We start from the raw sequence: 18,809 nt of genomic DNA, 5'->3' as shown, positions 1-18,809 counted from the left end.
CCATGCACCTGGCGGCCCTGATGCGATTTCATGACAGGCTTTTGGGGGCCCCGCTGGAGATCTCATCATGGCCACCAAGCGCTAGTCGATGTTGTTGTAGCGCTCTTCAGACCGTGCGCCGCCCGCGCGGCGCTTCGCGAGCAAGCTCTGCTCCTACATCTGTTTCGGGCCAGTTATGTCTGTGGGATTGCCTCGACCGCCTTGTTTTTCCGGCTTGAGACCGTATCAAGGCGCCAGGTGCATGGCTCAAGGTTTCCGGCGCCCTTGAGACCGTGCGCCGCCCGCGCGGCGCTTCGCGAGCAAGCTCTGCTCCTACATCTGTTTCGGGCCAATTATGTCTGGGGGATTACCTCGACCGCCTTGTTTGTCTGGCTTGGGATTGGGTCAGGGCCTCTAGGTGCATGGCTTGGGTTTCTCCAGCGTCCTTGAGATCATGCGCCTCTCAGGTGGGGTTGTACGATGACTGACCGTTTATCGTTTGCTTGCTATCTATAGTGGAATTAACCAAACGGTACATGTAAAATCACCGGCATTCGGCCAACGAGCCGCAGGAGCCAGCCTCCTTACTTCTTATAAAAAAGCCCGTCCATGCGACGGGCTTTTTCGTTTCCGCTTTTTGATTCACAGTCGCGCACGGACTGCGCATCCCTGTACCTTTTAGAGAGACCCCTACCCATGCTGCGCCTGGTCCTGCTTTTCCTGTTGCAAATGTTTCGCCGCTTGTTCAGTGGTACCTCGGTCAGCCCGCGGGCCGAGTTGCAAGGCACCCACGCCGATGAAGACGAAGGCCGCTGGACCGCCACCTCCATCGCCATCATCTGCGCCCTGGTGATCTACATCATCGGCGGCCTGGGCCTGTACGGCAAAACCCACATCTGGGACACCCTGACCCCCGCGCAGAAAGACTTCATCGTGCAATCGATGATCACCGACCAACAGGTCCTCTGACGACCATCGGCACTGTTTCAGCCGGTGGGCGCCCCCAGCTCCCACCAGGCCAGGCAGCGGCCCCGGCGATGCGGATATTACCGAGTGGCCTTCAGGCCACTGCGCTGGCCATGACGCTCCAGCGCCAGGTCGATCAGCCGGCTGACCAGTTCGGTGTAGGTCAACCCCGCCGCCAGCCATAGCTGCGGGTACATGCTGATGCGGGTGAAGCCGGGCAGGGTGTTCAGTTCGTTGATGATCACCTCGCCGCTGTCTGCGAGAAACACATCTACCCGCGCGAGCCCGCTGCAGCCCAGTACCTGGAAGGCTTCGATGGCCAATTCGCGCACGCGCTCGCTGGCTTCGGCCGGAATGTCCGCCGGCACCAGCACCTGGGCCGCGTCAGCATCGATGTATTTGCTGTCGTAGGAATAGAAACCGTCCTTGACCACGATCTCGCCACAGCCGCTGGCGATGGGCTGGTCATTGCCCAGCACGGCGCACTCGATTTCGCGCCCCTTGACGGCGGCTTCCACCAGTACCTTGTCGTCATAGGCCAGCGCCAGTTCCACGGCCTGCCAGTAGGCAGCTTCGTCCTCGACCTTGCTGACCCCCACCGAGGAGCCCAGGTTCGCCGGTTTGACGAACAGCGGCAGGCCCAGTTCGGCCTGCACCTGGGCAAAGCCGCGGCGCCGGGCGTTGGCGCGGTTGAGGCTGATGAAGGGGGTAATGGCCAGCCCGGCGTCGCGCAGCAGGCGCTTGCTGATGTCCTTGTCCATGCACACCGCCGAGGCCAGCACGTCGGAACCGACGAAGGGCAGGTCGGCCATGCGCAGCAGGCCTTGCAGACAGCCATCCTCACCCTGGGTGCCGTGCACCACCGGGAAGATCACGTCGATATGGGCCAGCGGCGAAACGCCGGTTTCCACCAGTTGGCGCTCGGCCTTGCCGGGCACCAGGGCCAATTCGCGGTTGGAGCGGTTGAGGGCGATCAGCGCCGGGTCATCCTGATTGAGCAGGTAGTCGCCGGCGTCGTTCAGGTGCCACTGGCCGTCTTTGTCGATGCCGATCAGCACCGGCTCGAAGCGTTCGCGGTCCAGGGCATCGACGATGTTGCGCGCCGACTGCAGGGACACCTCGTGTTCGGCCGAACGGCCTCCAAAAATAACCCCTACGCGCAGCTTGGCCATCACGGTGTTCCTTATAGGTTTGGGCGGCTGAATCGGCACTGTTACACTGACTGCAAGAATGCATTGTCAAAGCCGATTTGTCCTGAAGGCAGGACAGGCATAATCTGACGCACTGAATTGTCATGTTCAACACAGGAATCACGATGTCCCAGTTCCCCATTGTTCGTCCACGGCGCCTGCGGCGTTCCGAGAACCTCCGTTCGCTGTTCCAGGAAACCGAGTTCAGCCTGGACGACCTGGTGCTGCCGATTTTCGTCGAAGAAGAAATCGATGACTTCGTGCCCATCACCAGCATGCCGGGGGTGATGCGTATCCCCGAATCGAAATTGGCCGGCGAGATCGAGCGCTACGCCCGTGCCGGCATCAAGTCGGTGATGACCTTCGGCGTCTCCCACAAGCTGGACGCCGACGGCAGCGATACCTGGCAGGAAAACGGCCTGGTGTCGCGCATGGCGCGCATCGCCAAGGACGCCGTGCCGGAAATGATCGTCATGGCCGACACCTGCTTCTGCGAATACACCTCCCACGGCCACTGCGGTGTGCTGTGCGACCACGGCGTGGACAACGACGCCACCTTGCGCAACCTGGGCAAGCAGGCCGTGGCCGCTGCCCGTGCCGGTGCTGATTTCATCTCGCCATCGGCCGCCATGGACGGGCAGGTGCAAGCCATTCGCAGTGCTCTGGACGAAGCCGGTTTCATCGACACCTCGATCATGGCCTATTCGACCAAGTTCGCCTCGGCCCTGTACGGCCCGTTCCGCGAAGCCGGTGGTTCGGCGCTCAAAGGTGACCGCAAGGCTTACCAGATGAACCCGATGAACCGCCGCGAGGCAGTGCGCGAGTCGCTGCTGGACGAGCAGGAAGGTGCCGACGCCATCATGGTCAAGCCCGCCGGCGCGTACCTGGACATCATCCGCGACATCCGCGAAGCCTCGCGCCTGCCCCTGACTGCCTACCAGGTCAGCGGTGAATACGCGATGATCAAGTTCGGTGCCCAGGCCGGTGCCATCGACGAAGCCCGCGTGGTGCGGGAAAGCCTGGGCGCCATCAAGCGCGCTGGGGCCGACCTGATCTTCACCTATTTCGCCATGGACATCGCCCGCGACGGGATCTGATTCCGCGTGTCCCCTCGCTCGGTCCCACAAGGTGCGATGCTGCCCTGTGGGGCCCGGCAAAGCTTGGTAAAAAGGCCCCACAGTATTCCGCCCCAGGCGAATAGCCTTTTCATCCCACGGAATAATCATTCGCCAGACCTGTGTGACAATTGCAGCTTAACCATCCAAGAGGCATTCGATGGACACTCTGCAAAACATGCGCACCTTCGTCTGCGTCGCCGAAGCGGGCAGTTTCAGCCATGCCGCCAAACAGTTGAACGTGGCCGTGGCCACGGTATCGCGCAGCATCGCGGCCCTGGAAGCCCACCTGCGCGCGCGCCTGCTGAACCGCAGTACCCGTCATGTCGCCCTCACCGAAGTCGGCCAGCGTTACCTGGCCCGCTGCGAACAGATCATCGCTCATGTCGATGAAGCCGAAAACGAGGCAGGCAACACTCAGTTGCGCCCCAGCGGCCGCCTGAGGGTGCATTCGATGATGGGCGTGGGGCGGCACTACGTGGTGCCGGCCATCGCCGATTACCGTCAGCAGCACCCCGACGTCAGCTTCGAGCTGACCATGGCCAACCGCATGCCCGACTTGATAGAAGAGGGCATCGACGTGGCCATTGTCCTGGCGGCGCAACTGCCGGACTCCGGTTACGTCAGCCAGCGCATCGGCCAGTCCTACAGCGTGCTCTGCGCCTCCCCCGACTACATCGCGCGCCACGGCGTACCGTCTACCCCCCAAGGCCTGCGGGACCATGAGTGCCTGCGGCTGATCAACCCCAGCAATGTCACCGACCACTGGGAGTTTCACGGTGATGATGACGTGCAGCGCATCAACCTGGGGCCGTCGGCATTCCAGGTGAACATGGGTGATGCCATGATCGACGCGATCGAGTCAGGGATGGGGGTAGGGGCGCTGCCGGTGTTCTCGGCACAGAAGGGGATCGACAGCGGCAGCCTGGTGCGGTTGTTGCCGCAGTACCGGCTGCAATGCCTGAACGTGTACGCGGTGTACACCAACCGGCGCTACCTGGATGCCAAGATCAAAGTGTTGATCAGCCAACTGCGTTCGGTATTGCCGGGTGGTCAGGCGCTGACGCAGTAGGATTCAGTCCTGGGCGTGGGTGTGCTGCGACGCCACCAGCGCCCGGCGACGAGCCTGGCCGCGGCGGTATTCACGGCGATGGTCCACGGCGATGCCACAGGAAATCAGAAACAGCAGCGCGTAGGCGACGAGTCGAAGCATGGGGCGGTCCTTACAGGGTCTTCCAATCCGGCGCTACTCTACCAATGGCTAGGGTGCGACGCTAGGTCGCAGGGTGCAAGGCTGTGTTCCCGATCCGGTAACAATCCCCCTGAGCGGACCTGGGCTCAGGCCGGGATGGCCCCGTGGAACGGACAACCTGTAGCGCCCAGCTCCCAATAGTGCGGCTGATGGTGGGCATGCACCGCCCTCACGGTTACCCTCGGCTCATTCAACCGCCGCTGGAGCGCTGCATGTCGTTGCCCGAAACACCCCTGGCCATTCGTTCTCCCGTGCGCACCACCCTGGCGCTGGCGGCGGTGGTGCTGTTGACCGGCATCGGCGCCGGCCTGGGCGGCATGCTCCTGGCCTTGCTGCTGCACGGTATCCAGCACCTGGCCTACGGCTACAGCCAGGACCACTTGGTGGGCCACGAAAGCTTTCTGTTCGGTGTGACCGCTGCGGCCCCCGAACGCCGCGTGTGTGCCCTGATGCTGTGCGGCTTGGTCGCGGGCCTGGGCTGGTGGCTGCTGTACCGCTTCGCAAAACCGCTGGTCAGCGTCAAGAAAGCCGTCAGCGACCCTGATGCGCGCATGCCCGCACTCGCCACCCTCGGCCATGTGCTGTTGCAGATCATCACTGTCGCCTTGGGCTCGCCGCTGGGCCGGGAGGTGGCGCCCCGTGAGCTGGGCTCGCTGATCGCCGACCGCCTTTCGCGCGGGGCAGGGCTGGACGCCGACACTCGCCGGCTGATGATCGCCTGTGGCGCCGGTGCCGGCCTGGCGGCGGTGTACAACGTGCCGCTGGGCGGCGCGGTGTTCGTGCTGGAGGTGCTGCTGGCACGGTTTGCCTGGCGCGAGGCGATCATGGCCTTGGCGACTTCGGCCATTGGCGCCGCCGTGGCCTGGACGGGCCTGGGCGCCGAGGCGCAGTACAGCGTGCCGGCCTTTGTCATCAGCCCTGGCCTGATTGCCTGGGCGGTACTGTGCGGCCCGCTGTTCGGCCTGGCCGCGCACGGTTTCACCCGCCTGACCGGTGCCGCCCGTGCCCGTGCGGCTCGGGGCTGGTCATTGCCGGTACTGGCACTGGTCAATTTCACCCTGATCGGCTGCCTGGCCATCTACCTGCCCCAAGTGCTGGGCAACGGCAAGGGCCCCGCGCAACTGGGCTTCGACGATCAGCTGACCATCGCCCTGGCAGCAGTGCTGTTGCTGGCCAAGCTGGTGGTTACCAGCAGCAGCTTGCGTGCGGGCGCCGAAGGCGGCCTGCTGACCCCGGCCCTGGCTTGCGGCGCCTTGCTGGCGGTGATGCTGGGGGGTGGTTGGAACCTGCTGTGGCCCGGCGTGCCGCTGGGGGCGTTTGCCATCGTCGGTGCCGCGGCTTTCCTGGCTTCATCCATGAGCATGCCACTGACGGCCATCGTGCTGGTGGTCGAGTTCACCCGTATTGACCACGACTTCCTGGTACCCATCATCCTCGCGGTGGTCGGCTCGGTGTGCGCCAGCCGCCTGTGCCAGCGTGTGTGACCCTTACTTGGGGACCAGCGCGACCACGTATTCACAGGTGTCGCGGTATATTGCGTCTCGTGTTCTGCCCAGTTGAACCGCGCAGGGCGCTACAGCGCCATGGACATCCTGAGCGTGCGGTTCTTTTTGCTGTTGCTGGTCACCGGCTGGGTGGGCAGGGACAACCTGCAGCAACTGTTCACGCTCGACACGACGATGCTGGTCCAATTGGTGGAGCTTGCCATCGTCAGCGTGCTGTTACCGGTATTCGGCCTGCAGTTCGCCATCCAGCAATTGGGGGGCGGCCGCGCTGGATGAGAGCAGGCTGGTGGCGCGCCTGGACCATGCTGGCTCCAGCGCTGGTCAGCCAGTCGGCCTATCACCTGGCGTGGGCCTTCTACGCCGGTGGCATGGTGATGGGGCTGTTCGCCCTGTTGATGTGGGCCTTGTCACGCTCCACGGCCTATGGCGAATGCCTGTACCGGGATGGCGTGGCAGCGCATCAACCTTTGTCGCAGCCGTCACCCAACCGGGTGTAGTTGAGTTCGTGCTGCACACCCTTGCTGTCGATGTACGTCATGTGGCCCTGCACCGGGCCGCACTCGCTGCCAGCGCGGGTGTTCATGCGTATTACCTTGGCGATGTCCAGGTCCTGCGAGTAATCGTAGCTAGAACCGGGTTGGGATTGCGCGGCCTTGGTGGCCGCGGCGTCATCGGCACGGGCGAACGAGGTGAAGGCGGCCAGCAGGGACAGCGCGAGGGCGATGAGGTATTTCATGATGTGCTCCCCTCCATCGGGGTGTTCAGGGCATGGCGCCATTTTAGGAAGGCGGGCCCCGGTCTTTGAAATGGAGGGTGTCGATACCGGCCATCATCCAAACTGATGCTACCTGCCAGCGGCCCCCAGCCCGCGTCGGCGGTAGAGGCGGTGTGCCTGATACTGCGCGGCGGCTGTGACACCGCCGGGTCCGCTACAGGTCATCGACGGGGGGAGGCGGGGGGTTACGCACGCCCAGGGGGCTGCGCGCCAGGTAATCGAGCAAGGTTGCCGCCGGGTGATCGCCGGTGGCCAGGGCCACGTAGCCATCCGGGCGCACCAGGTACAGCGCATGGCGTGCGAAGCCGGCATGGCCGTGGTCCGCGTGCCAGTCGAAGGTGTGCAGGCGCAGGCCTTCACCGGCACACACGGCTCGCAGGTCGTCACCGGCTTTTCCGTAAACGTGCACCTGCCATTCGATAGCCTGCAAGGGTGTGAAGTTGTCGCGCCCGTCGACGTTGACCCAGGGCAGCCGGTCGCCGCCGTGGATATGACCGGCAGCGCCGTCGCTGAGGGCGCTGTGGCGGTAGTTCAGGGTCAGTTGCGACACCGTGCGAAACAGCCACTCGCGCACCGGGCCCAGGGCCAGCGCCTTGGGAATGAGCAGCGGCGCGAGGCGGGTGCGCAGCAGATCGGCCATGGGGCCCTGGGCCGTGGCGAAGGTGAATACCCGGTCGGTGGTGGCCACCAGTTGCCGGGCGAAGCCGATGCGTTCGGGTTCGTAGCTGTCCAGCAGGGCTTGATCGGCATGCCCGTTGAGCACACTGGCCAGTTTCCAGGCCAGGTTGATCGCATCGCCGATGCCGGTATTCATGCCCTGGCCGCCCGCCGGGCTGTGCAAGTGCGCGGCATCGCCGAGCAGGAAGGTGCGCCCCACGCGAAACTGCTCGGTGACGCGGTGGTGAACGCGGTAGGTGGAGAACCAGTTGAGCTGGTCCACCTGCACCTTGAGGTGGTCGATGGCCCGGTGGCTGATGTCCTCGAATCGCAGGCTTTCGGCCCGCGCGGCGCGTTCGTCGCGCACGGTGCCGATCAACCGGGCGCGGCCGCTGCCGGCAAGAGGGAACACGGCGAGGAAATCGGCCTCATCCAGGTCCACATGCAGCTCGCCATTGAACGCTGGGCCCTGGCCCTGCACGTCGGCGACATAGAACACCTGCTGGTAGGTGCCCCCGGGAAAGCCGCTGCCCAGCCCGTGGCGCACGGTCGAGCGAGCACCATCGCAACCAGCCAGGTACAGGGTTTCGGCGGACTCCACGTGCCCGTCGGGGTGTTGCAGCTGCACCAGCACCTGCGCGCCCTGATCCACGAAGCCACGCAGCTCGACGCCACGTTCCACGCTGATACCCTGTGCTTCAAGGCGTTCGATCAGCAGGCGTTCATGTTCGTCCTGGGGGAATATCTGCAAAAAGCTGTAAGGCGTCAGGCCCTCGCCAATAGGGGCAAAGGGCAGGTGCGCCGCGGTTTCGCCCTTGACCCACAGGTTGATCGCCGCCACGGTGTGGCCGTGCTGCAGCACGTGCTCGGTGAGATTCAGTTGCCGATACAGTTCCAGCGTCCGGGCTTGCACGGCGAGCGCGCGGGAAGTGGTGCCGGGTTGCGGGTTCAGGTCGATGATCCGTGGCCGCACGCCTTGCGCCGCCAGCCACAGGGCCAGGACCAGGCCGGTGGGGCCGGCGCCGACGATGAGTACGTCGCTGCGGTGCATGGGCAAGGCCTCGTTTTTTCTGGGGCGGTTTCTGGAGTATGGCAGGTGTGGGGCTGGGGGCATGCCGTGGTGGGTCCCGCGTTCTTTAGATCGAGCGCCGCGCGGGCGGCGCTGGGTCTCAAGGCCGCCGAAAACCTCATGCAATCCCGATTCAGCTCACACCTCGAAACCAGCCTCACCCAAACGTAAACGCATAAGCCGCTACCCCAGGGTCCAGAAACTCGATACTGAACGTATGCTCCCCAACCCCCCCAGGTTGCCGCACCAGCTGATACAACCGCTGCTCCGTCACTTGCCCGCTACCATCGGGCGCTACATCGGTGCCATGGGCATCGCCCGGGGCCTTGCCGTCGACGGTGACCTTGAACCGAACCGGCCGGCCGTTGCTGCCCGGGCCCAGTACCAGGTGCAGGTCGCGTGCCTGGAAGCGGTAGGCGATGCGCCCATTGGCCTGGGCCAGGGTGGCCTGCTCGGCGCCGATGGTCCAGTGGCCTTCCACGCCCCACTGGTTCAGTTGCGGCTGGGCCGGCAATTGGTACTGGGTTTCCTTGTCGCCGGCCACTGCCGGGGTCGAGGCGAAGTGCTCGGCGCGGCGGTAACCCACGTAGGTTTCCGGTGAGCGCATGTCCTGGTTGTCGGCGGCCTGCTGCACGCCCTGGGCCTCAGCCTGCACCAGGTCGCTGCTCACCTGGGTATGGCCGGCTTCGCGCAGGAGCTGCTGAATCACGTGTTCGGACTGGTCGTAGTCGCCTTCACCGAAGTGGTGGTAACGGATATGGCCCTGGGCATCGACGAAGTAATGGGCCGGCCAGTACTCGTTGTCGAAGGCGCGCCACAGCGTGTAGTCGTTGTCGATGGCCACCGGGTAAGTGACGCCCAGCTTCTTCATGGCCGCGGTGACGTTGCCCACATCGCGTTCGAAGGCGAATTCGGGGGCGTGCACGCCGATCACTACCAGGCCCTGATCGTGGTATTTGGCGGCCCAGGCCTTGAGGTAGGGCAGGGTACGCAGGCAATTGATGCAGGAGTAGGTCCAGAAATCCACCAGCACCACCTTGCCGCGCAGGGCTTCGGCCGTCAGCGGTGGCGAGTTCAGCCACTGCACCGCACCACTCAGGGCGGGAAGGTCGCCCTCCACGGGCAGCGGTTGGTTGTCGGCCACCTTGACGGCGGCGGCCTGGCTGGTTCTGTTCTTCTCACCGAGCACGCGGTCGACCAGGTGTTGTTCCAGCCCCCCGGTGGAGGCGGTGGACAATTGCGCCAGCACGCCGGTGTCCAGCCCCAGCGCAATGGCGGCGACCCCTGCCAGCATCAGTACGCCCAAACCCCGGCGAATCCACTCGCCCGCGCCCAGGGCGCGTTTCATCGCCGTGAACAGCTTGCCGCCAATCAGCAGTGCCGCGGCCAATGAAGTCGCCGCACCGGCGGCATAGGCCAGCAGCAACAGGGTGGTGCCGATGCTGGCGCCCTGCAGTGCCGCACCGGTCAGGACCAGGCCCAGGATCGGCCCCGCGCACGGTGCCCACAGCAGGCCCGTGGCCACGCCGATGAGAAACGACGCACCCGGGCGGGGGCGGCTGTCGTGGCCAGCGGCCTCGGAAAGGCGGCTGCCTGCGGCAACCAGAGGCCGGGTCAGGCGCTCGGCCAGTTGTGGCAGCAGCAGGGTCAGGGCAAACAGCGCGACAAACACCAGCGCCAGCCAGCGGCCATATTGGTTGAGCTGCACCACCCAGGCCCCGCCGACGGCGGCCAGTGAAGCAACCAGGGCAAAGGTCATGGCCATGCCCGCCAGCAGTGGCAGCCCACTCTTGACGAAGGGCTGGCCGGTGCGGGCGAATACGAACGGCAGCACGGGCAGGATGCAGGGGCTGACGATGGTCAGCACACCCCCCAGGTAGGCAAGCAATAGCAGCAGCATGGTGTGGCCCTTGTAAGCGTTGGTGAAGGATGAGGCTGATGCTAGCGCGCTGGCCCGTGCGAAATCCTCACGGGTAGTTAAACATTTTGTGATACCTGGCGCGCCAATCAATCGGCCCAGGCCCAAGGCCGGCGTACACGTCGCGGTCCGCATCCAGCGCTGGGCTGGCAAGCACATAGCGCTTGCGTCCATGATGGCGCCCTCACGCCCACAAGGAAGCTCACATGAAAGTCAGCGCACGCAACGTGTTCAAAGGTACTGTCAGCCAGGTCAACGAAGGCGCGGTGAATGCCGAGGTGGCCTTGACGCTGCCGGGCGGCGAGGCGTTGGTGGCCGTGGTGACCCTGGCCAGCGTAAAGAGCCTGGGCCTGGCGGTGGGCAAGGACGCCGTGGCGCTGGTGAAGGCGCCCTGGGTGGTACTGATGACCGACGCCGGTGGCTATCGCCTGTCGGCGCGCAATTGCCTGCAAGGCCAGGTGGTACGGGTCGGTGACGGCGCGGTAAACGCCGAGGTGGTGCTGCGCCTGCCCGGCGGTACCGAGGTGTTCGCCATCGTCACCCGCGAGGCCGTGCAGGAACTGGGCCTGGCCCCGGGTGTAGCGGCCACGGCGGTGATCAAGGCCTCGCATATCATCCTGGGCGTGGCCGACTGATCACATCAGCACGCCGTCCACCGGCTCCTCGGGCAGCGGCGCCGGTACCTCCAGCAGTTCCTGCACGGCAATCTCGATGTTGCGGCACATGGCGTGCAGCGGCAGGTCGTTGGGTTGCAGGTCGAACGGGTCGGCGATCTGGTCGCCCAGGGCGTCCAGGCCGAAGAAGGTATAGGCCAGGATGCACACCGCCACCGGCGTGAACCAGCCGATGCTGTCGATCAGGCAGAACGGCAGCAAGAAGCAGTAGATGTGCACCGTGCGGTGCAGCAGCAGGATGTAAGGGTAGGGGATGGGCGTGCCCTTGATGCGCTCGCAGCCGCCCAGCACATAGGACAGGCGCGTGACCTGCTGGTCGATGCTGACCTGGACCTGCTCCCCGGCGCCGGCCTGGCGCGCCGCTTCCTGATAACGCTTGCCCAGCAACCCCAGCAATGCACTCGGCGGGTTCTGGTGGCCCAGCACCAGGTGCCGCGCGTGCTCATCCAGGTGCTGCAGCGTTTGCGGCGCCACGGCCTCCCGGCGCAGGTAATGCTTGAGCACGTGGGCGAAGCCGATCAGGCCCTGGCCCAGCAGTTGGCGCTGCTCAGGCGCCAGGCTGGGCAGCAGGCTCAGGGTCTGCCGGGTCAGGTTGCGGCTGACGATCAGCAATTCCCCCCACAGCGTGCGTGCTTCCCAGAAGCGCTGGTAGGCCACGGTGTTGCGAAAGCCGAGGAAGATCGCCAGTGTCAGCCCCCATAGCGTGAACGGCGTGGCCGTGAGCACCACCTTGAAATGGAACAGTGTGCCGTGAATGGCGACCACCGCCGAGCTGATCAGCACCGTGAACAGCACCTTGCGCCAGATGGCCGGAATGATGGAGCCCTTCAGGGAAAACAGCAGCGTCAGGGCGGACGGGTTGTGGGGGCGGACGATCATGCGGGGGTCGGGCTCCTGTGGCATCAAGGTATTTGCGATAGGCAGGACTAGCGCTATATCATTTGGTATATAGCGAATGCCGCTGCTGCATCCTACCTGTTCATTTTGGCCCCTGGAACGCTGCAATGCGCGAAAGAATCTACCCCTACACCGCCTGGCTGCTGACCCGCAGCTTCCAGCCCCTGGAGATCGAGCTGATCGGCCCCGGTTATGCGGCCAGTGGTTACGACCGTACCGAGTCCGGGCGCAATTACCACGTGGACGAGCTGTACCCCAGCAAGGCCGCTGCCATTGCCTGCGGCGAAGACCGCCTGGCGGAGCTGGCCGCGGATATCGCCAAGCGCCAGGCCAGCCTGGACAAGCGTCGCGACGCACTGTACCGGCACAAGTGAAGTTGGCAGGAAACCTGCAATAGCTGACTTATAAGTCAGCTTTTCAGGTGGAAGCCATCGTTATATGCACTGCTATATAGCGATACATGAAAACAGTGCCCTATCCCAGTGCTGCCACCTGCGAAAGCCTTTGTATGCCCATGCCGAGGTGTTTTGCCATGTCGATGATTGCTATTCGCGAACTGCTGTCCCCGCCCGCTAATTGCACCTTCGAAGCCAATGACTGGCAGGTGCTGGCCCAGCACTGGTACCCCGTGGCCAGGGTGCAGGACGTTGAAGACAAACCCGTGGCCGCGCAATTGCTGGACGTGCCCCTGGTGTTGTTTCGCACGACGGCGGGCATCACCATTGCCCGCGATATTTGCCCGCACCGTGGCGTGCCCCTGAGCATGGGGTGGGTAGCGCACGATGAAATCGTCTGCCCCTACCACGGCCTGCACTACGGGGCCGACGGCCGATGCAGCAAGATCCCGGCGCAGCCGGACCTGACCCGCATCTCGCCGCGCTTCACCCTCAAGACCTTTCCCGTGGTGGAGCGTTTCGGCCTGGTGTGGACCAGCCTGCACAGCCTGGAGCCCAACCTGCCGCAACTGCCCACCTGGGACGACCCCGACCACCAGCCTATTTTGCCGCCCTGGGTGGACATAGCCGGCTCCAGTGGCCGTCAGTTGGAAGGCTTCATCGACGTGGCGCATTTCGCCTGGGTGCACCACGAAGCCTTCGCCGACCGCGACAACCCGGTGGTGCCGTCCTATGACACGCAATTGACCGACTATGGCCTGCGCACCGAGTACTGGAGCGGGGTGAGCAACTACCCCAAGGCCCTTCAGTACCTGGAGCCCGAAGGCTTTCGCTGGCTGCGAGTGTTCGACGTCTACCCGCCCTTCAGCGCGGTGCTGACCGTGCATTTTCCCGATGACGGCCGCCTGTGCATCCTCAACGCGGCCTGCCCGGTGTCCGCGCGCAAGACCCGCCTCTTCGTGCCGCTGACACGTAATTTCGACAAGACCGGTTCGGTGGAGGATGTGTATGCCTTCAACGCGCAGATATTCGCCGAAGACCAGGCCATCGTCGAATCCCAACGGCCGGAAGACTTGCCTCTGGACCCCTTGCTGGAGGCGCATTTCCAGGCCGACCGCAGTTCCACCGCCTACCGTCGTATCCTGTTGAACATGGGCCTGGGGCGCCAGCAGGTGGGGTGAGCCCATTCATGGCTTTTGGTGATACACCTCACACTACGGCATGAATGTGAAGGCCCCTCGACGGTGGGCTTTCGTCGATCGCGCCGTATAACGTTGTTACATATGCCTCGCGCCGACCCGCCATTGGCGGGGGCTGAATGGATTAAACAGCCCAAGCAATTTCCATACCCAGGCCCGGCGCCATGGGCTTGCTTGGGTGTGGGTCAATTTGACAGTATCGAAGATGGCACATAGATTGTTCGCAGGGTGTTCTGTACGCGAGCCGTCTAACTTCCTACGCATTCTTAGCTGTTCTTCACGGTATAAAAAAGCATGACCGGGCGTTTGCGCGGGCGGTGCACAACAATGTGGGGATTCACCAAGGAGCGCCAAATGATAACAAAAATAAGGTTCAGGGTTTTTTCACCAACCCTCGTGGCCGTTGCCGTCGGGTGTGCGGTCAGTTTCGACGCACAGGCCGTCAACTTCAATATCGGCGAAATCGAAGGGCAGTTCGACTCGTCCCTGTCGATTGGTGCCAGTTGGAGTACCCAGAGCCCGTCGCAGAAACTCATCGGTTCGGCGAACGGTGGGCATGGCTTTACCCAGACCAACGATGACGGTCGCCTGAACTTCGACAAGGGCGAGACTTTCTCCAAGATATTCAAAGGCATCCATGACCTGGAATTGAAATACGACAACATGGGCGTATTTACCCGGGTCAAGTATTGGTATGACTTCGAACTTCAGGACGAAAACCAGGACTTCAAGAACGTCAGCAATGACGGCCGCCAGGAAGCCGCCAAATCTTCCGGTATCGAGCTGCTGGATGCCTTCGCTTACTACAACTACCAGATCGACGATAAACCTGGCAGCGTACGCTTGGGCAAGCAAGTGGTCAGTTGGGGTGAAAGTACCTTCATCGGCAACAGTATCAACTCCATCAACCCCATCGATGTCTCGGCGTTCCGCCGCCCGGGCGCTGAAATCAAGGAAGGGTTGATCCCGGTGAACATGCTGTACGTCTCCCAGGGCCTGACCGACAAGTTGTCTGCCGAGGCGTTTTACCAGTTGGGCTGGGACAACACCATCCTCGACAACTGTGGCACCTTCTTCTCCAGCACCGACGTGGCGGCCAAGGGGTGCCGGGCCAACTACAACATCCTCGACGCCACTACCGTGGGCGCTCTCAACCAGCCCGGCACCAAGGCGGCACTGGCCTCCCTGGGCGTGGGCGTGACCCCCGAAGGCCTGATCGTGCCACGCGGTTCCGATAATGAAGCGCGCGACTCAGGGCAGTGGGGCCTGGCCCTGCGCTGGCTGGGTGACAACACCGAGTATGGCGCCTACGCCATGAACTACCACAGCCGCACCCCTTACGTGAGCGTGCAGAATGCTGGCCGTGCCGACGTCATCAGGGCGTTGACCACCCCGGCCCTGGCGCAACCGATTCTGCTGGGGCGCGGCAATTACTTCCTGGATTACCCCGAGGACATCCGCCTGTACGGCCTGAGCTTCGCCACCACCCTGCCCGAGGGCACCGCCTGGAGCGGCGAGATCAGCTACCGGCCGAACATGCCGCTGCAACTGAACACCACTGACGTCACCACCTTGCTGGCCAGCAGCGTCGCCACCGCGGCGGCCACGGGCGGCGCGGCAGCGGCGCTGGCCCAGGCAGGCGCGATCAACACGGGGTACGTACGCAAGGAAGTCACCCAGGCACAGACCACCTTCACCCACTTCTTCGACCAGGTCATGGGGGCCCAGCGCCTGACCCTGATCGGCGAGGTTGGCGTCGACCATATCGCCGGGGTCAGCGACACCGCCGGCAACCGCTATGGCCGAGACTCGGTGTTCGGTATTCCGGAAAACGCCGCGGCCGACGCCGAATATGGCTCCGGTGGCTTTTACACCAGTGTTTCGTGGGGCTACCGCGCCCGTGCCATCTGGGATTACGCCAACGCCATCGCCGGCATCAACCTCAAGCCCAACGTCGCCTGGTCCCATGACGTGCACGGTTACGGGCCGGTGTTCAACCAAGGGGTCAAGGCGGTCAGCCTGGGCCTGGATGCCGACTACCAGAACACCTACACCGCCAGCCTCAATTACACCAATTTCTTTGGCGGCGATTACAACACCGTGTCTGACCGCGATTTCATCGCCCTCAGCTTCGGCGTGAACTTCTAAGGTGGGGAACCTCATGATGATTGGCAAGCAGGCAATGCAATGCGCCGCCCTGGCCCTGAGCCTGGTGGCGGCGAACGTGATGGCGGCCGTCAGTGCCGACCAGGTGGCCAAGCTGGGCACCAGCCTGACCCCGCTGGGCGGGGAAAAGGCCGCGAACAAGGACGGTAGTATCCCGGCCTGGGACGGCGGCCTGAAAACCAACGCCGCGCCTGTCTCCAGCAACGGGTTCATTGGCGACCCCTATGCCGGTGAGAAGCCGCTGTTCACCATCACCGCGAAGAATGTGGACCAGTACAAGGCCAAGCTGTCGGCGGGGCAACTGGCGATGTTCAAGCGTTACCCCGACACCTTTGTGATCCCCGTCTACGTGACCCACCGCAGTGTCTCGGTACCGGCCAACGTCGAGGCTGCGGCCAAGGCCAGCGCTGCCAAGGTCAACCTGGTGGCAGACGGCAACGGCCTGGAAAACTTCGACCAGACCCGCTTCTACGCTTTTCCCATTCCACAGAACGGCCTGGAGGTGATCTGGAACCACATCACCCGCTACCGCGGCGGCAACCTGAGCCGTGTGTACACCCAGGCTGCGCCACAGACCAATGGTTCCTACAACATCGTGCAGCTTCGCGACCAGGTCGGTTTCCCCGACCAGATGCCCGGCATCGACCCCGAAGAAGCGAAGAATGCGCTGCTGTACTTCAAGCAAGAGGTTACCGCCCCGGCGCGGCTGGCCGGCGACGTGCTGCTGGTGCACGATTCGCTGAACCAGATCAAGCAGGCACGCGAAGCCTGGGTCTACAGCGCCGGCCAGCGCCGAGTGCGGCGTGCTCCCCAGGTGGCCTACGACGGCCCGGGCACGGCGTCCGACGGCATGCGTACCTCGGATAACTTCGACATGTTCAACGGCGCGCCAGACCGGTACGACTGGAAGCTGATAGGCAAGCAGGAGCTGTACATTCCCTACAACAACTTCCGCCTGACCCAGCCGACGGTGAAGTACGCCGACATTCTGAAGGCCGGCCATACCAACCAGGCCGATGCCCGTTACGAGCTGCACCGGGTGTGGGTAGTGGAGGCCACTCTGAAGCCCAGCGCCCGCAATATCTATGGCAAGCGCACGTTCTATGTGGACGAGGACAGCTGGTACATCGCCATGTCCGACCTCTACGATGGCCGTGGTCAACTGTGGCGGGTAGGGCAGGCGATGCTGGTGCCGTGGTACCACCGCCAGGTGCAGGCCGAAGCGTTCGAAGCGCTGTTTGACCTGCAGAACGGGCGCTATATCGTGACCGGCATGAGCAACGAAGAGCGCAACTTCGTGCAGTTCGACCTGAAGATGACGCCTGCCGACTACACCCCCAACGCCCTGCGCAGCGCCGGTACCCGCTAGACGGCGCCTCTCCTGTCGGACCGGGCTGCCCCGGGAAAAGAACGCCGCGGTGTACCTGATGCACCGCGGCGTTCTTTTGCCGAGCTTCGCCCGGTCCCACAAGGCAAAAATGGTTACAATACCTGCACATCGCGTGCTCGCCGCTTGGCCAGCGTTCACAATTGTCATTTGAATGGGCATTCGCCGTGACGCGAAGGCGTTACGTGCGTCTATGACTTAGACCCGTCACGTTGCCCCGGCAACGTTGGCCCACAGCACACCGTACAGGGAGCTCTCTACATGATCATCAAACCACGCGTTCGCGGCTTCGTCTGCGTGACTACCCACCCGACTGGCTGCGAAGCCAACGTCAAGGAGCAGATCGAATACGTGAAGCAGCACGGCACTATCGGCAATGGTCCGAAGAACGTGCTGGTGCTGGGTGCTTCCACCGGTTACGGCCTGGCCGCGCGCATCAGCGCCGCATTTGGCGCCGGTGCCAAGACCCTGGGTGTGTTCTTCGAGCGTGAAGGCGACGAGAAGAAGGCCGGTACCGCTGGCTGGTACAACACCGCCGCGTTCCACAAGTTCGCTGCCGCCGAAGGCCTGTACGCCAAAAGCATCAACGGCGACGCGTTCTCCGACGAGATCAAGCGCCAGACCATCGAAGCCATCAAGCAGGACCTGGGCAAGATCGACCTGGTGGTCTACAGCCTGGCCGCCCCACGCCGCCTGCACCCCAAGACCGGTGAATTGCTGAGCTCCACCCTCAAGCCGCTGGGCAAGTCCGTGACCCAGCGCGGCGTCAACACCGACAAGGGCACGGTTGAAGAAACCACCCTGGAACCGGCCACCCAGGCCGAGATCGACGGCACTGTCGCGGTCATGGGCGGTGAAGACTGGAAGATGTGGATGGATGCCCTGCAGGAGGCCGGTGTGCTGGCTGAAGGCGCCAAGACCACCGCGTTCACTTACCTGGGCGAGAAGCTGACCCACGACATCTACTGGAACGGTTCGATCGGCGAAGCCAAGAAAGACCTGGACAAGAAGGTGCTGGATATCCGCGCCAACCTGGCCCCACTGGGCGGCGACGCGCGCGTGTCGGTGCTCAAGGCCGTGGTGACCCAGGCCAGTTCGGCCATCCCGATCATGCCGCTGTACCTGTCGCTGCTGTTCAAGGTGATGAAAGAGCAGGGCACCCATGAAGGCTGCATCGAGCAGGTCTACGGCCTGTTCAAGGACAGCCTGTACAACGCCGAGCCGATCGTCGATGCCGACGGCCGCCTGCGCGCCGACTACAAGGAACTGGCCCCTGAAGTCCAGGCCAAGGTCGAGGCCCTGTGGAACGAAGTGACCACCGAGAACCTCAGCGACCTGACCGATTTCGCCGGCTACAAGCACGAGTTCCTGCGCTTGTTCGGTTTCGAGCTCGCGGGTGTGGATTACGAGGCTGACGTCAGCCCGAAAGTCGACATTCCCAACCTGATCCAGGGTTGAAAAAAGGGGCGCGAAAGCGCCCTTTTTTCATGGGCTCCCTGTGGGGTCCGCGTGGTACTTGCACGTCCCGGTGGGAGCGTAGCTTGCTAGCGAAAAGGGCCGTGCGGTGTACCTGGCGGACCGCGTTGTGCCCTTCGCCAGCGAGCTGTGCTCCTACAGGTTCGCGGGGTCTGCGTGGTATTTGCACGTCCCGGTGGGAGCGTAGCT

General features: G+C 63.7%; 18 protein-coding genes. 12 read left to right on the top strand and 6 right to left on the bottom strand.

Annotation, left to right across the window (positions count from 1 at the left end):
• Nucleotides 1–675: 675 nt before the first annotated feature.
• The gene (locus QBK88_RS08380) at nucleotides 676–948 is read left to right on the top strand and encodes a hypothetical protein (protein WP_158153369.1); all 273 of its coding nucleotides are present in this window, start codon (nucleotides 676–678) and stop codon (nucleotides 946–948) included.
• A 77-nt stretch (nucleotides 949–1,025) separates the two neighbouring features.
• Here the strand turns inward: QBK88_RS08380 and ddlA are convergent, their stop codons facing one another.
• Nucleotides 1,026–2,117, bottom strand: a complete 1,092-nt coding sequence (gene ddlA / locus QBK88_RS08375; protein ID WP_277961688.1) for a D-alanine--D-alanine ligase — start codon at nucleotides 2,115–2,117, stop codon at nucleotides 1,026–1,028.
• Nucleotides 2,118–2,260: 143 nt separating this feature from the next.
• Between ddlA and hemB the strand changes: the two genes are divergently transcribed.
• Both hemB and QBK88_RS08365 read left to right on the top strand, forming a co-directional pair.
• Nucleotides 2,261–3,232 (top strand): porphobilinogen synthase, encoded by a 972-nt coding sequence (gene hemB, locus QBK88_RS08370; protein WP_277961687.1) that lies wholly within the window; start codon nucleotides 2,261–2,263, stop codon nucleotides 3,230–3,232.
• Nucleotides 3,233–3,410: 178 nt separating this feature from the next.
• On the top strand, nucleotides 3,411–4,322 hold the full coding sequence (locus QBK88_RS08365) for a LysR family transcriptional regulator (protein WP_277961686.1): 912 nt from the start codon (nucleotides 3,411–3,413) through the stop codon (nucleotides 4,320–4,322).
• A 3-nt stretch (nucleotides 4,323–4,325) separates the two neighbouring features.
• Here QBK88_RS08365 and QBK88_RS08360 read toward each other — a convergent pair whose 3' ends face one another.
• Nucleotides 4,326–4,463, bottom strand: a complete 138-nt coding sequence (locus QBK88_RS08360; RefSeq protein ID WP_268142497.1) for a hypothetical protein — start codon at nucleotides 4,461–4,463, stop codon at nucleotides 4,326–4,328.
• 251 nt (nucleotides 4,464–4,714) lie between these two features.
• On the opposite strand from QBK88_RS08360, the gene QBK88_RS08355 reads away from it, so the two are divergent.
• From QBK88_RS08355 to QBK88_RS08345, 3 genes are all read left to right on the top strand, one after another.
• The gene (locus QBK88_RS08355; RefSeq protein WP_445764910.1) at nucleotides 4,715–5,986 is read left to right on the top strand and encodes a chloride channel protein; all 1,272 of its coding nucleotides are present in this window, start codon (nucleotides 4,715–4,717) and stop codon (nucleotides 5,984–5,986) included.
• Between the two features lie 99 nt (nucleotides 5,987–6,085).
• Nucleotides 6,086–6,283 carry a hypothetical protein gene (locus tag QBK88_RS08350; protein WP_277961685.1) on the top strand — a complete coding sequence of 66 codons (198 nt, stop codon included), beginning with the start codon at nucleotides 6,086–6,088 and terminating at the stop codon, nucleotides 6,281–6,283.
• Complete coding sequence (locus QBK88_RS08345) at nucleotides 6,280–6,504, top strand: hypothetical protein (RefSeq protein ID WP_277961684.1); 225 nt, start codon at nucleotides 6,280–6,282, stop codon at nucleotides 6,502–6,504. The genes QBK88_RS08350 and QBK88_RS08345 overlap by 4 nt, the downstream gene beginning before the upstream one ends.
• On the opposite strand, the gene QBK88_RS08340 is transcribed toward QBK88_RS08345, so the two are convergent.
• The 3 genes from QBK88_RS08340 to QBK88_RS08330 all read right to left on the bottom strand — a co-directional run bounded on the left by QBK88_RS08340 (nucleotide 6,468) and on the right by QBK88_RS08330 (nucleotide 10,408).
• Entirely contained in the window at nucleotides 6,468–6,743 is a 276-nt protein-coding gene (locus tag QBK88_RS08340) for a DUF2790 domain-containing protein (protein ID WP_277961683.1), read from the bottom strand. The genes QBK88_RS08345 and QBK88_RS08340 overlap by 37 nt on opposite strands.
• Before the next feature lie 193 nt (nucleotides 6,744–6,936).
• Nucleotides 6,937–8,490: an FAD-dependent monooxygenase gene (locus QBK88_RS08335; RefSeq protein WP_277961682.1), complete on the bottom strand. Its 1,554-nt coding sequence runs from the start codon at nucleotides 8,488–8,490 to the stop codon at nucleotides 6,937–6,939.
• 175 nt (nucleotides 8,491–8,665) lie between these two features.
• Nucleotides 8,666–10,408 carry a cytochrome c biogenesis protein DipZ gene (locus tag QBK88_RS08330; RefSeq protein WP_277961681.1) on the bottom strand — a complete coding sequence of 581 codons (1,743 nt, stop codon included), beginning with the start codon at nucleotides 10,406–10,408 and terminating at the stop codon, nucleotides 8,666–8,668.
• A gap of 224 nt (nucleotides 10,409–10,632) precedes the next feature.
• Between QBK88_RS08330 and QBK88_RS08325 the strand changes: the two genes are divergently transcribed.
• Complete coding sequence (locus QBK88_RS08325; RefSeq protein WP_277961680.1) at nucleotides 10,633–11,061, top strand: TOBE domain-containing protein; 429 nt, start codon at nucleotides 10,633–10,635, stop codon at nucleotides 11,059–11,061.
• On the opposite strand, the gene QBK88_RS08320 is transcribed toward QBK88_RS08325, so the two are convergent.
• On the bottom strand, nucleotides 11,062–11,979 hold the full coding sequence (locus tag QBK88_RS08320) for a bestrophin family protein (protein WP_277961679.1): 918 nt from the start codon (nucleotides 11,977–11,979) through the stop codon (nucleotides 11,062–11,064).
• A gap of 125 nt (nucleotides 11,980–12,104) precedes the next feature.
• Between QBK88_RS08320 and QBK88_RS08315 the strand changes: the two genes are divergently transcribed.
• From QBK88_RS08315 to fabV, 5 genes are all read left to right on the top strand, one after another.
• Entirely contained in the window at nucleotides 12,105–12,371 is a 267-nt protein-coding gene (locus tag QBK88_RS08315) for a hypothetical protein (RefSeq protein ID WP_158158293.1), read from the top strand.
• Between the two features lie 158 nt (nucleotides 12,372–12,529).
• Nucleotides 12,530–13,573 carry an aromatic ring-hydroxylating oxygenase subunit alpha gene (locus QBK88_RS08310; RefSeq protein WP_277961678.1) on the top strand — a complete coding sequence of 348 codons (1,044 nt, stop codon included), beginning with the start codon at nucleotides 12,530–12,532 and terminating at the stop codon, nucleotides 13,571–13,573.
• 372 nt (nucleotides 13,574–13,945) lie between these two features.
• Complete coding sequence (locus QBK88_RS08305; protein ID WP_277961677.1) at nucleotides 13,946–15,739, top strand: DUF1302 domain-containing protein; 1,794 nt, start codon at nucleotides 13,946–13,948, stop codon at nucleotides 15,737–15,739.
• A 13-nt stretch (nucleotides 15,740–15,752) separates the two neighbouring features.
• Nucleotides 15,753–17,126, top strand: a complete 1,374-nt coding sequence (locus tag QBK88_RS08300) for a DUF1329 domain-containing protein (RefSeq protein WP_445764909.1) — start codon at nucleotides 15,753–15,755, stop codon at nucleotides 17,124–17,126.
• 279 nt (nucleotides 17,127–17,405) lie between these two features.
• Entirely contained in the window at nucleotides 17,406–18,602 is a 1,197-nt protein-coding gene (gene fabV / locus QBK88_RS08295) for an enoyl-ACP reductase FabV (protein ID WP_277961676.1), read from the top strand.
• The last annotated feature ends 207 nt before the right edge of the window (nucleotides 18,603–18,809 follow it).

The organism is Pseudomonas sp. RIT-To-2 (genome assembly GCF_029623465.1).
In the GTDB taxonomy this organism is placed as follows: Bacteria; Pseudomonadota; Gammaproteobacteria; order Pseudomonadales; family Pseudomonadaceae; genus Aquipseudomonas; species Aquipseudomonas silvicola.
Note: the sequence above shows the minus strand (reverse complement) of the source record. Positions and strands in the feature narration are given on the sequence as shown.